The sequence below is a fragment of the Motilibacter peucedani genome (assembly GCF_003634695.1).
Classification (GTDB): Bacteria; Actinomycetota; Actinomycetes; order Motilibacterales; family Motilibacteraceae; genus Motilibacter; species Motilibacter peucedani.
Window position 1 is genome coordinate 258,486 of record NZ_RBWV01000012.1, and the last position, 13,526, is coordinate 272,011.

A 13,526-nucleotide genomic window follows, 5' to 3' on the forward strand; every position below is an offset into this window, starting at 1 on the left:
GGGCCGTCGACAAAGCGGGTAGGGATGCCCGCGTGACCGACGTGCTCCCGCCGATCGAGGCCCTGCGCCGCATCGCGTTCCTCCTGGAGCGCGCGCACGAGCCGACCTACCGCGTACGCGCCTTCCGCTCCGCCGCCGCGATGCTCGACGCGCTCCCGCCGGGCGACCTGGAGCGGCGGGCGGCCGCCGGGACCCTCGAGTCGATCAAGGGGATCGGCAAGGTGACCGCGCTCGTCGTGCGGGAGGCGCTGGCGGGAGAGGTGCCGGTCTACCTGCGCCGGCTCGAGGACACGGCCGGTACGCCGGTGGCCGAGGGCGGCGCGGAGCTGCGGGCCGCGCTGCGCGGCGACCTGCACACCCACAGCGACTGGAGCGACGGCGGCTCCCCGCCGCGGGAGATGGCGCTGGCGGCACGGGCACTCGGGCACGAGTACGTCGCGCTGACCGATCACTCGCCGCGGCTGACGGTCGCCAACGGGCTCAGCGTCGACCGGCTGATGCGCCAGCTCGACCTCGTGGCCGAGATCAACGAGGAGCTCGCCCCCTTCCGCGTGCTGACCGGCATCGAGGTCGACATCAACGAGGACGGCTCGCTGGACCAGACCGAGGAGGTGCTCGAGCGGCTCGACGTCGTGGTCGCCTCCGTGCACTCGAAGCTGCGGTCGCCGGCCTCGCAGATGACGCCGCGGATGCTCGCTGCGATCCAGAACCCGCACACCGACGTGCTCGGCCACTGCACCGGGCGCAACGTGACCTCCGGCGGCCGCGGCGGGCGTACGCGCCCCGAGTCGGAGTTCAACGCCGACGCGGTGTTCGCCGCCTGCGCCGAGCACGGTGTGGCGGTGGAGGTGAACTCGCGCCCGGAGCGCCTCGACCCGCCCAAGCGGCTGCTGCGCCTGGCCCTCGAGGCGGGCTGCGTCTTCAGCATCGACACCGACGCGCACGCGCCCGGCCAGCTCGACTGGCAGCCCTTCGGGTGCGAGCGCGCGGCGGCCTGCGCCGTCCCTGCCGAGCGGGTCGTCAACACCTGGCCGCTGGAGCAGCTGCTGGAATGGACGCGCACCTAGCGCGCCCGCAGCGGCTAGAGCCGGTAGACGACCGGGGGTGCGGCGTAGGGGTCCGGTGCCGGTGCCAGGTGCTCGGCCAGCGCGCGGGATCCCCGCGGGAGCACGGGAGCGAGGCGCTCACGCAGGCTCCGCAGCCGGTCGTCCGGCACCTCGCGGACATCGTCGGACAGCCGTATCCACGCGAGGCCACCTGGTCCTCGCAAGACCTCTGTCGCGCCGAGCGACTCCAGGGCCGTGAGGCCGCCCACGGCGTCGACCAGGCGCCCCGAGAGCAGGGTGCCCCAGCCGTAGCCCCATACGGAGGACGTGAAGTCCCTCGCCGAGGGAGGCACCGCGGTCGCCAGCTCCCACGAGCTGCCGGGGTCCCACGCGTCGGCCCGGTCGAGAGCGACGTAGCCGCTGTCGGCGTGCGCGGTGGTCGCTGTGGCGAGCAGCCAGCGCGCCGCGGGCTGCGTCACGGCAGGCTGTGCCGCCCCGTCGCGCAGGGCCCACTGCTGCACCGACACGGCGACGGTAGAGGCGGAGCCCAGCGTGGCGCGGGCGTGCACGGGAGACCTGCGCGGGTCAGGCGGGAACGCCGGTGCGCCGGGGACGTCGCCCTGCAGCGCGAGCGACTCGAGCCCGCCGCCGAAGCCGGTGCGGAGCTCACGGACCACCTGCTGCCAGTCGGCGGCGGCCGGTCGTGCCGCGCGGCCAGGGTCGTCGCTGCGCAGCAGTGGGGTGAGCCGCCACTCCAGCTCGACGCCGAGCACGGGGACCAGCCAGCTCTCGACCGCGTCGGCCAGCGCCGCCGCCGCAGCATCCGGTCCCAGGGGGACCGACTGCGCGGCGACGGCGGCGAGCAGGCGCAGCAGCGGCTCGCCCTGCTCGCTCATGCCTCTGCAGTCCTCTCCTGTCGTGCCCGCCCGCGCGAGCTCAGAAGCCGAAGGCGCCGGCGATGAGCCCCCAGCCCGCGCCGATCGTCGGCACGTCGTCCGCGATGCCGGCCCCGCCGGTGAAGACGTCCTCCACCAGCGTGCCGCCGATGATCAGGATGCCACCGGCCACCGCGACCGGCGCCACCCAGCCGGGCGCGTGCCAGCCGTCGTCGGACGGGTCCGGCACCGGGTTCGGCACCGGGGACGGGCCAGGGACAGGCACAGGGACAGGCACAGGGACCGGGACCGGCACAGGGACGGGGACCGGCACAGGGACCGGGACCGGCCGCGGGCCGAAGCGGAAGTAGTACCACAGCATGCCGGGGTTGTCGTAGGAGTTCACCGCGAGCTCGCCGGGCGGGTAGGGCACCTGGAACGTCATCATCGTGCCGGCCACGGACCCGGGCCGGTTGGCGAGGTAGCGGCCGAGCTGCGCGAGCGGCCCGGGCTGCCCGAACTGGCTGGCGGTCTTCACCTCCCAGATCTCGTTGCCGTAGACCAGGTCGGCCCGGCCGGTCCCGCCGTTGGGGCCGGAGCCTGCGATCGGCACCTCCATCCGGGCGCCCGGGCGCACCACGCGGATGAAGTAGAACTGCACCGCTGCGTGCTGGGCGCTCCACTCGTCGAGGTCCGGGTTCTGCGGAGTGCCCGCGGCCACCGCGGCATCCAGGCCGAAGCCGTTGATGTCGCTGTCGCTGACCGGGCTCAGGCCGAGGGGGTCCTGGCGGTCGAGCGGGTCGTTGGCGGCGTACGCGTACTCGTTCGTCGCGCTCGCCGTCCCGGCCGGCTGGGCCAGCGGGTCGGTCGTGAGCAGCTGCCCGCTCGCCGGGTCGTAGGTGCGCGCCCGCAGGTGCACGTCGTCGCCGAGCGTCAGCTCGCCGCGGTAGCCCAGGGTGGGCGTCAGCGTGAGGTCCGACAGCGAGAGGTCGATGTCGCTGACGCCGTAGGGGTCGTAGGCGTGCGAGGCGACCAGGTCGAGGGTCGCCAGCGTCGTGGTCACCGATCCCTGTGCGTCCTTGGCGAAGACGGCGGTCGTCCCGCCCGGGCGCACCGCGCCGAGCGCGCCGTCCCGGCCGGGGACGAACGTCGTCGTGCGTGCCGCCGTGGTCATGTCGGCGACCTGCGGCACGAGCGAGGTCGGGTCCCACTCGAGGCTGGTGCTGACCTTCTGGGAACCGCGCGTCACGGCGTAGCCGGTGAGGGTGCCGTCACCGTCGTAGGCGCGCCGCTCGGTCGTGGTCAGCGCGCCGCGGACCGTGGTGGTCGTGGCGAGCCGGCCGGCCGCGTCGTAGGCGTAGGCGACCGAGCCCTTGGCTGAGGACTGCGAGACCCGGCGCCCGGCCTTGTCGTAGGCGTACCTCGTGGTGACCCCGCCGACGGTCGAGGTGGCCAGCCGGTGCCCGGAGTCGTAGGTGTAGGTGGTCTTGGCGCTGCCGGACGTGCTGGCCACCCGGCTGCCGGTCGAGTCGTAGGCCCACGACTCGGTGGTCGGCAGGAACGGGGCGAGGCCGGTGGTGGCGGCGCTCGTGAGCTGGCCCGCGGCGTCGTAGCCGTAGCGGGTCGTGCCGACCGACGTGGCCGAGCTGGTCACGCGGCCGGCCGCGTCCCGCCGCAGCGCGGTGGTGCCGGCGGCACCGGCCACTGCCTGCGCCATGCCCGCCACCTGGCCGTCGGCGTCGTAGGTGAACGAGCGCGACTGCCCGGCGGGCAGGCTCTCCTTGACGACCAGGCCGTCCGCGTCGAGCGTCCAGGTCGCCGTGCCCCAGACAGGGTGCTTCTCGCCGACGAGGCGGCCGGCGGCGTCGAAGGAGCGGCTCAGGACCTTGCCGTCGGCGTAGGTGCGCGACGTCTGGCGCCCGGCTGCGTCGTAGGCGAAGCGCAGCGTGCGCCCGCCCGGCAGCACCTGGGTGACGACGTGGCCGTCCGCGTCGTAGGCCCAGCTCGTCGTGCCGGTCGAGTCGGCCATCGAGGTGCGCCGCCCGGCTGCGTCGTAGGCGTAGGTGACCGCGCTGCCGTCACCGTAGGTGCGGGTGGTGAGCCGCCCTGCGGCGTCGTAGCCCCGCTGCTCCGTGCGGCCGGTCGCGTCGGTCACCGAGGTGACCTGGCCGGCGAGGTCGTAGCCGTACGTGGTCGCCGAGCCGGCGCGGTCGGTCGTGCTCAGCAGGCGGCCGGCGTCGTCGTAGGTGCGGCGCTCCGCGGCGCCGGTCGGGTCGACCGTCGAGGTGAGCAGCCCGCCCGTGCGCTCGTAGCGGGTGGTGCGGCCCAGTGCGTCGGTCGCCGCGGTCAGCTGACCGGCGGCGTCGTGGGCGTAGGTGGTGCGGGCGCCGGTGGGGGACACCAGGGCGACCAGCGCTCCGCCCGCGTCGAGCTGGCGGGTCTCCTTGGTCCCGTCGGGGCGGGTGGTCGAGACCAGGTGCCCGGCCGCGTCGTAGGCGTACCGCGTCACGCGGCCCGCGGGGGTCGTCGAGGCGACGGTGAGGCCGTCGCCGTCGTAGGCGGTGCGCTGCACCCCGCCGAGCGCGTCGGTCGCGGTCACCTGGCGGCCGGCCGCGTCGTAGCCGAAGCGGACGGTGACCCCGGTGGCGTCGGCGACCGAGGAGGGCCGCCCGCCCGGCGTGTAGGTGGTGGTGGTGACCCCGCCGCCCGGCGCGGTGACCGTGCGGACGCGGCCCGCCGCGTCGTAGGTCGTCGCCGTCGTGCCCCCGTCGGGTGCGACGGCGGAGACCACGTGGTCGCCAGCGTCGTAGGCCCACCGGCTGGTAGCTCCGGCCGGGTCGGTCTGCGAGACGAGGCGCCCCTTGGCGTCGAAGGACTGCCGGGTCACGCGGCCCAGCGGGTCGGTGACGGTGGCGACGTGCCCGCGGGCGTCATAGGTGTAGCGGGTGACACCGCCGGTCGCGTCGGTAGCGGTCTCGAGCCGGCCGAGCGCGCCGTAGTGGTAGGTCGTGGTGTCACCACGGGGACCGACCTTCTCGGTGACGTGCCCCGCGGCGTCGTAGCTCGAGGTGGTCACCTGGCCCAGGGGGTCGGTGGTGGAGACCAGGCGGCCCGCGTCGTCGTAGGCCGAGGTGGTCTTCCCGCCGGTCGGGCTGGTGACGGTCAGGACGTGGCCGGCGGCGTCGAAGGTGTAGCGCGAGGTGCCGACGCCGTCGCCCGCCGACGTGGTGCGCCCTAGCGCGTCGTAGGTGAAGCTCGTCGTGCGACCCGCCGGCGAGGTCTGGGACACGACCCGGCCCGCGGCGTCGCGGGTGTAGGTGGTGCGTCCGCCGGCGCCGTCGGTGTGCGCGACGACCTGGCGGCGGGCGTCGTAGGTGAACGTCTCGGTCACGCCGTCGGGGTCGGTGACGCTGCGCACCAGCCCGTCACGGACGTCGGCCGTGGTCACACCGCCGTCGGGCGCGGTGGTGCGCGAGGCGACCCGCTCGTCGCCGTCGTAGGCGTAGGTCGTCACCGCGCCGGTGGGCAGGGTGTAGGACGTCACGCGCCCCAGCGAGTCGTAGGCCCACCGCGTGACGCCGCCGACCTCGTCGGTCGAGCTCAGCAGGTGGCCCGCGTCGTCGTAGGTGGCCGCTTCCGTGGAGCCGACCCGGTCCTGCACGCCGACGAGGTTGCCGGTCGAGTCGTAGGTGCGGCTCGCGACGCCACCCGCGGCGTCCGTGACGCTGGTCGGGTGGCCGGAGGTGTCGTGGGCGATCGTCGTGGTCTCACCGGTGGCCGTGTCGGTCACCCGGGTCACGCCGTCGATGTCGTCGTAGGCGAAGGAGACGGCGTTGGTCGGCGTGGTCTGGCTCAGCACCCGGCCGGAGGTGTCGTAGGTGCTGGTCATCACCGAACGGCCGTCGGGCCCGGTCTCGCCGAGCAGGTGGCCGGCGGCGTCGTAGGCGTAGGCGGTGATGCCGCCCGCGGGGTCGGTGACCGACGTGAGGTCGTCACCGGTGTAGCCGTAGGCGACCGAACGGCCGTCGCCGGCGGTGACCGACACGAGGTGCCCGGCCGCGTCGTGCGCCAGCGCCAGCGTCGCACCGGTGCTGCTGTCGAGGGAGGCGATGCGCCCGTCCGTGTCCCGGCGCAGCGTCACGCTCTCGCCGGTCCAGTCGGACATCGCCGCCAGGTCGCCGGAGGCCGCGAACCGCCAGGTGCGCCCGTCCGCGAAGAGCACCGCGTAGGTGCCGTCGAGCTCGTGCGTCAGCGTCCCCGCGAAGTCCTCCGGGTGCGCCCAGCCGCCCCCTGCCTGCGGGGTGAAGGGGACGGTGCGCCCGTCGGCGTCGGTCAGCTCGACGGTCCCCGCGTCACGCTCGTCGACGCGTACGCCCTCGAGGCTCGACCAACCGCGACCGAGGGAGCCGGAGCGGGTGTCGCGGGAGTTGTAGGTGCGCTGCCAGCTCATGCCGAACAGCCCCGACCCTGCGTCCAGGTCCGTGGCGGAGTCGGTCAGGTTGCCCGTGGCGGTGTTGACGGGGTCGCTGACGTAGAACGAGCCCGGGCGCGCGCCGTAGAGCTCGTCGGGGCGGCGCTCGATGTAGTTGGGTGAGCCGTTGCGGATCGAGAAGACGTAGCGGCCGAGCACGGCGCTGCCACGGTCGCCGTTCGCGAGTCCCGTGGTCGGGTTCGAGTCGAGCAGGGCGCCGTTGGTGCCCGAACCGGGCAGCTCGTAGGACGTCTCGGCGCTCCCCGAGCCGCTCGAGAAGCCCGCGTAGGCGGAGCTCCCGCCCAGCCCGCCGGAGCCACCGGACGCGTCGCCGGTCTCCCACTGGATGGAGTCGTAGTCGAAGACGATGTCGAAGTCGCCGTTGCCGCGGTCGGCCCGCTCGACCAGGAGCAGCTGGAACGTGTTGAGCTTGTCGATGGCGTTGGGGAAGTAGCCGACCCGCGGCCACGAGACGCAGAAGGCCCGGTGCCCCTCGTAGGTCGTGACCCCGTAGGACGTCTGCCCCTCGCCGCCACGGGTGTCCACGTCGGCGAAGAACGGCGCGATGATCGGCCGGTAGGTCGCCACCAGTCCGAACGGGGTGTAGGTGCTCATCGGCTCGTCGAAGGTGATGTTGCCGTTGTTGTTGACGAAGACCTTCGAGTAGCCCTGGCCGTAGAAGTTCAGGGTGAAAGGCAGGTCCACGAGCGCCGAGGAGCCGTCGTCGTTGCGCGGGATCACCGTGTCGGTGCAGCCGGGCAGGTCGACGACCGCTCCGACGGCGGCCTGTGCGGCGGGCGCCGCCACGGTCAGGCCGGCGGCGACCAGCGCGCCGGTGAGCAGCGGGCCCGCGAAGGCGCGTCGAAGCAGACTGCGGTGCACGGGATCCCCCTGGTCGTCTTCCCGGACGGGAGCAGTACGGTCGCACGGCGCCACGGGTCTGGGAAGGGCTTTCGCCAGATCTGTGGATCCTCTTTCGGGGGAAGTAGGCTCGCAGCATGGTGAGCTTCGAGCTGGCGCTGCGCCTGCGCGACGCGGGACTCCGGTGGGAGCCCCGGAGCGGTGACCGCTTCGTGCTGCAAGGCCCCGAGATGATCGACGACGTCTTCGTGCTGGCCAACATGGTCGCCGACGTGCACCACTTCAACGAGGGTCCGGTCATCGGGTTCAACGGCACCACCGAGTGGGCGCTCGACAGCGTGAGCAAGGACGACGCGCTGTGGCTGCCCGACGAGGAGCAGCTGCGCGAGCGGCTCGGCGCCGAGTTCGTGCGCCTCGAGCGCGACGGCGATGCCTTCCGCGTGGTGCTGCGCAGCGGCGCCACCGTCTCGGGCGAGGCGGCCGACGAGGCCTACGCACTGGCCCTGCTCGAGCTGATCGAGCCCGGTGCCTCCGGCTGAGCCGGTCGTGCACCGCTCGGCCGACCGCTTCGTGACGCGGCAGCCGGGCATCGAGTCGCGTCACTCGTTCTCCTACGGCCCGCACTACGACCCGGCCAACATCTCGTTCGGGCCGCTGCTCGCCTTCAACGACGAGCGGATCGCCCCCGGGGCCGGCTTCCCCGAGCACCGGCACGCGGCCATCGAGATCGCGACCTACGTCGTGTCCGGCCAACTGGCACACGGTGGTCCGCACCCGAGCGTCCTGCGGGCCGGCGAGACGGCCTGGCTCGACGCTGCTGGCGGGGTGGTGCACTCCGAGATCAACGCCTCGGCACTCGAACCGCTGCGCTTCCTGCAGTCCTGGCTCGTGCCTGGCACCGGTCGGGTCGAGCCGCTCCTCGTGCCGCTCGCTGACCGCGAGGAGTTTCCGTTGCCGAGCAACGCTTTCGTGCACGTGTTCGTCGTAGACGGCTCGGGCGAGCTGCCGTCCGGCGCGCGGCTCGACGCCGGTGATGCGGTGCGCTGCCGAGAGGTACGCAGTGGCTCGTTCACCGCCGGTCCGGACGGTGCGCTGCTGCACGTGTGGGTGCTCTAGCTGCCGAGCAGCCAGCCGTTCTCGAGCGCGATGCGCACCGCTTCGGCGCGCGTGCGGGCGCCGGTCTTGCCCATCGCCGAGGACAGGTGGTTGCGCACCGTGCCCTCCGAGAGGTGCAGCGCGCGGGAGAGGTCGGCCACCGTACCGCCCTCGCGCGCGGCACCGAGGACGTCGCTCTCGCGCTGCGTCAGCGGGCTGCTGCCGCTGGCGAGCGACTCCGCGGCCAGCGCGGGGTCGACGACGCGGAGACCGGCACGGATGCGGCGTACGGCGTCGGCGAGCTGTGCCGCGGGGGTGTCCTTGACGACGAACCCGCTCGCACCGGCCTCCATCGCCCGGCGCAGGTAGCCGGGGCGTCCGAACGTCGTCACGACCAGCACGCGGCACGACGGCAGCGCCGCACGCAGGGCGGCCGTGGCGGCGATGCCGTCGAGCCCGGGCATCTCGATGTCGAGCAGGGCCACGTCGGGACGCGACTCGAGGGCGGCAGCGACCACGGCGTCGCCGCTGCCGACCTCGGCGACGACCTCGAGGTCGGGCTCCAGGGCGAGCAGAGCGGCCAGCGCACCCCGGACCAGCGCCTGGTCGTCGGCGAGCAGCAGGCGGATCGAGCTCACGCGCGCGCCGCCGGCAGCTCGACCCGCAGGGCGAACCCGCCGCTCTCGCTCGCGCGCCCGACGGCCACCTCGCCGCCGGCCTGGCGCACCCGCTCGCGGAGCCCGGCGAGCCCGCTGCCTGCGCCGCCCCCTGGGCAGGGTCCCCGTCCGTCGTCGACGATCTCGACCCCGTCGGCGCGCACCCGCACCCGGCAGTGCCGTGCACCGCTGTGCCGCACGACGTTGGTCACGCCCTCGCGCACGGCCCAGCCGAAGAGCTCGCGCCGGCTGCCGGGGACCTCGTCGACCGCTGTCGGCAGGTCGGCCTCGATGCCGGCGCCGGCCAGGGCGGCCCGGGCGCCCGCGATCTCGCCGGTGAGCGTGACGGTGCGCTGGCCCGAGATGGTCGCCCGGACGTCGGTGAGCGCCTCGCGCGAGAGCCGCTCGATGTCGTGCACCTCCGCGGCGACCCTGGTCGGGTCGGCCTCGAGCAGGCGGCCGGCGAGCTCGGCCTTCACCGTGATGACCGTGAGCGAGTGCCCGAGGATGTCGTGCAGGTCGCGGGCCATGCGGCTGCGCTCCTCCGCGACGGCCAGGCGGGCGATCTCCTCGTGGGCGTGGGCGAGCTGCCGGTTGCGCTCGACCACCTTGAGGACACCGCCGGTGGCCACCGCGGCGAGCACTGTGCCGAGCAGCACGCCCCCGTCGGTGGACCACCCCGGCACCAGCACCTGCGCCAGCCAGGCGCTCGCGAGCAGCAGCGCCAGCGCCACCAGGCGGTGCACCCGCGGCAGCAGCAGCATCACCGAGGCGGCGAGGTAGACGGTGGTCGCCAGGCCGTCCTCGCCGGCACCGGGGAGCGTGAGGAGAGCGAGCCCCGTCATGCCAGCCACTGCGTACCACCCGCGCGGCGTCACCTCGACGCCGCTACGGATCGCGGTGCGGCCCCATCGGAAGACCAGCAGGTAGGTGACCGCGAAGACCGTCAAGGCGGTCAGCGAGACCCACCTGGCGACGACCGAGGGCGAGTGCCACGAGGCGGCGAACGCCTGCTGCAGGTAGACCAGCCACACGGCGGCGAAGACCCAGCGCAGACGCGGCGGCGGCTCCAGCACCCCCATCGACTGCGCGCCGCCGGTCATGCCCGCGCGGTGTCGCGACGGAAGAGCCGGGCGGCGAGCCAGGCGAACACCGATCCCCACAGCACCACGTTAGCGACCAGGCCGATGCCCACGTGCTGCCCGGTGAGCGGAGACCGTGCGATGCTCGAGACGCCGTAGACGGGCAGGAGCCGGGCGAGCTCACGCATGCTGGGGGACATCGACTCCAGCGGCCAGAACAGCCCGCCGAGCATGGCCAGCACGGCCAGCAGCGGCCCGACCACCTGCATGGCGTTGTCGCTCGTGAGCAGGTAGCCGACCGAGAGGCCGAGCGCGGCGAAGACCAGTGCGCCCAGCTCGGCCCCTGCCCACACCGCCAGCCAGTCGAGGGCCGCCATGCGCACCCCACGCAGTGCGCCGGCCGCGAGCGTCAGCGCCGCCGACGCCGACGACAGGGCCAGCGCGCTGAGCACCTTCGCCGCGACGTAGGCGCCGGGCCGCAGCGGGGTCAGGCGCAGCTGGCGGGTCCAGCCCTGCGCCCGCTCGGCGCTCACGGCGGCGCCCGTGCTGGTCGCCGCGACCATGGCGCCATAGACCGCGAAGCTGACCAGCGCGTACGCGTCTCCCGGCACCCCGGCGACGGTGCTGGCGTGCTGCGGCGCGCCGACGCTCAGGAAGAGCACCACGGGCAGGACGAGCGTGAAGACCACGACGCGCCGGTTGCGCAGCTGGCGGCGCAGCTCGGTGCGGACCAGGGTCGGGCTGAGCCCGCCGAGGCGGGGGAGGGTGCGCGGTGCGCGGTCCTCGAGGGTGAGGGCGGTCATGCGGTGCTCCCGGTCAGCGTGAGGAAGGCGTCCTCGAGACCACGCGAGGTGATCTCGACGTCGCAGGCGGCGGTGGCGGTCAGCAGGTGGCGGGCGACCGCGTCGGAGTCGGCGGTGCGCAGGAGGACGGTGTCGCCGCGCACCTCGACCGCGTCGACGCCGGGCACCTGCGCCAGAGCGCGGCGGTCGGCGCCGGGCAGGGTAGCGCGCACCGTACGCCCTGCGGCCTGGGCGCGGACCTGGGCGGCGGTGCCGTCGGCCACGACGCGACCGCCAGACACGAGCACGACCCGGTCGGCGTAGGCGTCGGCCTCCTCCAGGAAGTGGGTGGCGAACAGCACCGTGCGCCCGCGGGCCGCGTCGTCGCGGATGGCGGCCCAGAACGCCCGTCGGCCCTCGACGTCCATCCCGGTGGTCGGCTCGTCGAGCAGCAGCACGTCCGGGTCGGGCAGCAGCGCCAGGGCGAAGCGGAGCCGCTGCTGCTGGCCGCCGGAGCAGACGCCGACGCGGCGGCCGGCGATCCTGGCGATGCCGGCGCGCTCGAGGACCTCGTCGACCGGCCGGGCGTCGGCGAAGAACGAGGCGGTGAGCTCGACGGTCTCGCGCACGGTGAGCTCGCGCAGCAGGCCCCCGCTCTGCATGACCGCGGCGACCCGGCCCTCGCGCACCGCCTGCTCCGGGGTGCGCCCGTGCACCTCGACCGTCCCGGTATCCGGGACGGCGAGGCCGAGGACCATGTCGAGCGTCGTGGTCTTGCCCGCGCCGTTGGGGCCGAGGAAGGCCACCACCTCGCCGGCGCTCACCTCGAGGTCGATGCGGTCGACAGCGCGTACGGCGCCGAAGCTCTTGCTCAGGCCCGCCAGTCGGAGGGCGGGGGCTCTGTCCGTCATGCCGACCAGCGTGTCGCCGGTGGGCCTCGCCCGCCGCTGCCCTCCGTCACGACCCCGCCGTGACAAGTGTCATGCCCCTCATCGCCCAGGTGCTAAGCCGTCCGGGTGGCCTGCCGATAGGGGAAGAGTTGAGAGCTTGCTTCGGGACAGGGGATGCGCATGCGACGGGTCGTTCGACGGGACGACAGCGGGTTCACCCTGCTCGAGCTGCTGATCGTGATGATCATCATCGGCATCCTGGCCGGCATCGCGATCCCGGTCTACCTCAACCAGCGCAAGAGCGCGTGGGACACCCAGGCGCGCCACGACGCCCGGCAGGCCGGCCAGCTCGCGCTGTCGGCGGCCGTCGACAACGGCGGCGTCTACGCCGACGTCGACCTCTCGAGCCCAGCGCTGATCGCGTCCGCACCGGCGCCCTACAACTCCTTCAAGACCAGCCCGACGTCGAAGACCTACGTCAAGGCGACCGAGGTCCTGAACCCGCAGTCGTTCTGCGTGGTGACCAGCAGCAAGAGCGGCAAGTTCTTCGGGTGGGACCCGATGGGCGGTGGTGCGCTGTTCAGCAAGGGGTTCACCTACAACTCGGTGCCGCCGGACAGCGACTTCCCCGCGGGCAGCGCATGCCTGACGCTCAAGGCGAAGTACGCCAGCTTCCTGACCATCATCGCCCAGTAGCGGCGGCGTCGCGCACCTTCGGCAGGACCTCCTTCTCGTAGAACGAGAAGAAGCCCTCCCACTCCGGCCCGATGTTGGAGACGTAGACCTCGTCGAAGCCGGCGTCGGCGAAGGTCCTGAACTGCTCGAGGTGCTCGTCGAGGTCGTTGCCGCAGACGGTGTTCTCGCGGACCATGTCCTCGGTCACGAGCTCGCTGACCTGCTCGAACTGCTTGGGCGAGTAGAGCACCTGCGCCGCCTCGCCGGGGATCTGCTCGTTGGGCCAGAGCCGGTGGGCGGTCTTCACCGCGGCGTCCTTGTCGGTGCCGAAGCAGACCTTGTAGCCGCCCTGGGTCACCTTGCCCGGTGCGTCGCGCTTGAACTGCGCGACCGAGTCGGCGTCGGGCTGCACGGTGACGAAGCCGTCGCCGATGCGCGTCGCGACCTCGAGCGCCTTGGGCCCGAACGCCGACACGTAGACCTGCACGGGCTCCTCGGGCAGGGTGTAGACCTGCGCGTGCTCGACGGTGAAGTGCGTGCCGTGGTGGGTGACGAAGCCCCCGGCCCACAGCTTGCGCATGACCTCGACGGCCTCCTCGAGCATCTCCAGGCGCACCTCGGTGTTGGGCCACGCGTCGCCGAGGACGTGCTCGTTGAGCGCCTCGCCCGTGCCCACGCCGAGGGTGAACCGGCCCTTGGTCAGGACCTTCGCGGTCGCCGCCGCCTGGGCCAGGATCGCCGGGTGGATGCGCATGATGGGCGCCGTCACCGCCGTCGTGATCGGCAGGCTCGTCACCTGCGAGATCGCGCCGATCATCGACCACACGAACGCGCTCTGCCCCTGCTCGTCGTTCCACGGGTGGTAGTGGTCCGAGATCCACAGCGCCTCGAAGCCCGCCCGCTCGGCGCGCACGGCCTGGTCCAGCAGCTCCTGGGGCGAGAGCTCCTCGCAGGACAGGAAGTATCCGACCTTGGGCATGGGGACGAGACCTCCGGCGTACGGCTGCGGACCCTGACGCCCCTGCACCTCCCCCCGCGCCCCCCTCCCCAACCGCCGTGCGGCTGGCTCGACGTTGATCGCCCTAGCCGATCG

General features: G+C 73.6%; 11 protein-coding genes. 4 read left to right on the top strand and 7 right to left on the bottom strand.

The genetic code is table 11. The features are described from left to right. Positions 1–32 precede the first annotated feature (32 nt). Entirely contained in the window at positions 33–1,067 is a 1,035-nt protein-coding gene (locus tag CLV35_RS12095) for a PHP domain-containing protein (protein WP_121193736.1), read from the top strand. A gap of 14 nt (positions 1,068–1,081) precedes the next feature. Here the strand turns inward: CLV35_RS12095 and CLV35_RS12100 are convergent, their stop codons facing one another. Together CLV35_RS12100 and CLV35_RS12105 are read right to left on the bottom strand one after the other, a co-directional pair. Further along, positions 1,082–1,942 carry a hypothetical protein gene (locus tag CLV35_RS12100; protein WP_121193737.1) on the bottom strand — a complete coding sequence of 287 codons (861 nt, stop codon included), beginning with the start codon at positions 1,940–1,942 and terminating at the stop codon, positions 1,082–1,084. A 40-nt stretch (positions 1,943–1,982) separates the two neighbouring features. Then, the gene (locus CLV35_RS12105; RefSeq protein WP_121193738.1) at positions 1,983–7,274 is read right to left on the bottom strand and encodes a nidogen-like domain-containing protein; all 5,292 of its coding nucleotides are present in this window, start codon (positions 7,272–7,274) and stop codon (positions 1,983–1,985) included. A gap of 116 nt (positions 7,275–7,390) precedes the next feature. Here CLV35_RS12105 and CLV35_RS12110 point away from each other — a divergent pair, with 116 nt between their 5' ends. After that, positions 7,391–7,792, top strand: coding sequence for a pilus assembly protein CpaE (locus tag CLV35_RS12110; protein ID WP_121193739.1), 402 nt, complete (start codon positions 7,391–7,393; stop codon positions 7,790–7,792). Next, positions 7,779–8,369 (top strand): pirin family protein, encoded by a 591-nt coding sequence (locus CLV35_RS12115; RefSeq protein WP_121193740.1) that lies wholly within the window; start codon positions 7,779–7,781, stop codon positions 8,367–8,369. The genes CLV35_RS12110 and CLV35_RS12115 overlap by 14 nt, the downstream gene beginning before the upstream one ends. On the opposite strand, the gene CLV35_RS12120 is transcribed toward CLV35_RS12115, so the two are convergent. From CLV35_RS12120 to CLV35_RS12135, 4 genes are read right to left on the bottom strand one after another with little or no spacing between them, the layout of a single operon-like run. Further along, positions 8,366–8,986 (bottom strand): response regulator transcription factor, encoded by a 621-nt coding sequence (locus tag CLV35_RS12120; protein WP_121193741.1) that lies wholly within the window; start codon positions 8,984–8,986, stop codon positions 8,366–8,368. The genes CLV35_RS12115 and CLV35_RS12120 overlap by 4 nt on opposite strands. Further along, positions 8,983–10,107, bottom strand: a complete 1,125-nt coding sequence (locus CLV35_RS12125; RefSeq protein ID WP_121193742.1) for a sensor histidine kinase — start codon at positions 10,105–10,107, stop codon at positions 8,983–8,985. Before CLV35_RS12125 ends, CLV35_RS12120 begins: the two co-directional genes overlap by 4 nt. Then, positions 10,104–10,889 carry an ABC transporter permease gene (locus CLV35_RS12130; RefSeq protein ID WP_121193743.1) on the bottom strand — a complete coding sequence of 262 codons (786 nt, stop codon included), beginning with the start codon at positions 10,887–10,889 and terminating at the stop codon, positions 10,104–10,106. The genes CLV35_RS12125 and CLV35_RS12130 overlap by 4 nt, the downstream gene beginning before the upstream one ends. Then, positions 10,886–11,779, bottom strand: a complete 894-nt coding sequence (locus CLV35_RS12135; RefSeq protein ID WP_121193744.1) for an ABC transporter ATP-binding protein — start codon at positions 11,777–11,779, stop codon at positions 10,886–10,888. Before CLV35_RS12135 ends, CLV35_RS12130 begins: the two co-directional genes overlap by 4 nt. Before the next feature lie 159 nt (positions 11,780–11,938). Here CLV35_RS12135 and CLV35_RS20805 point away from each other — a divergent pair, with 159 nt between their 5' ends. Beyond that, positions 11,939–12,454 (top strand): type II secretion system protein, encoded by a 516-nt coding sequence (locus tag CLV35_RS20805; RefSeq protein WP_183061948.1) that lies wholly within the window; start codon positions 11,939–11,941, stop codon positions 12,452–12,454. Here the strand turns inward: CLV35_RS20805 and CLV35_RS12145 are convergent. Further along, positions 12,441–13,412, bottom strand: coding sequence for a TIGR03557 family F420-dependent LLM class oxidoreductase (locus CLV35_RS12145; protein WP_121193746.1), 972 nt, complete (start codon positions 13,410–13,412; stop codon positions 12,441–12,443). The genes CLV35_RS20805 and CLV35_RS12145 overlap by 14 nt on opposite strands. Positions 13,413–13,526: the final 114 nt, after the last annotated feature.

Excerpts from the sequence above, each read along its gene's own strand:
- CLV35_RS12100 (WP_121193737.1), bottom strand. The coding sequence starts at position 1,942 with ATGAGCGAGCAGGGCGAGCCGCTGCTGCGCCTGCTCGCCGCCGTCGCC.
- CLV35_RS12125 (WP_121193742.1), bottom strand. The coding sequence starts at position 10,107 with ATGACCGGCGGCGCGCAGTCGATGGGGGTGCTGGAGCCGCCGCCGCGT.
- CLV35_RS12130 (WP_121193743.1), bottom strand. The coding sequence starts at position 10,889 with ATGACCGCCCTCACCCTCGAGGACCGCGCACCGCGCACCCTCCCCCGC.
- CLV35_RS12145 (WP_121193746.1), bottom strand. The coding sequence starts at position 13,412 with ATGCCCAAGGTCGGATACTTCCTGTCCTGCGAGGAGCTCTCGCCCCAG.
- CLV35_RS20805 (WP_183061948.1), top strand. The coding sequence starts at position 11,939 with ATGCGACGGGTCGTTCGACGGGACGACAGCGGGTTCACCCTGCTCGAG.
- CLV35_RS12135 (WP_121193744.1), bottom strand. The coding sequence starts at position 11,779 with ATGACGGACAGAGCCCCCGCCCTCCGACTGGCGGGCCTGAGCAAGAGC.
- CLV35_RS12110 (WP_121193739.1), top strand. The coding sequence starts at position 7,391 with ATGGTGAGCTTCGAGCTGGCGCTGCGCCTGCGCGACGCGGGACTCCGG.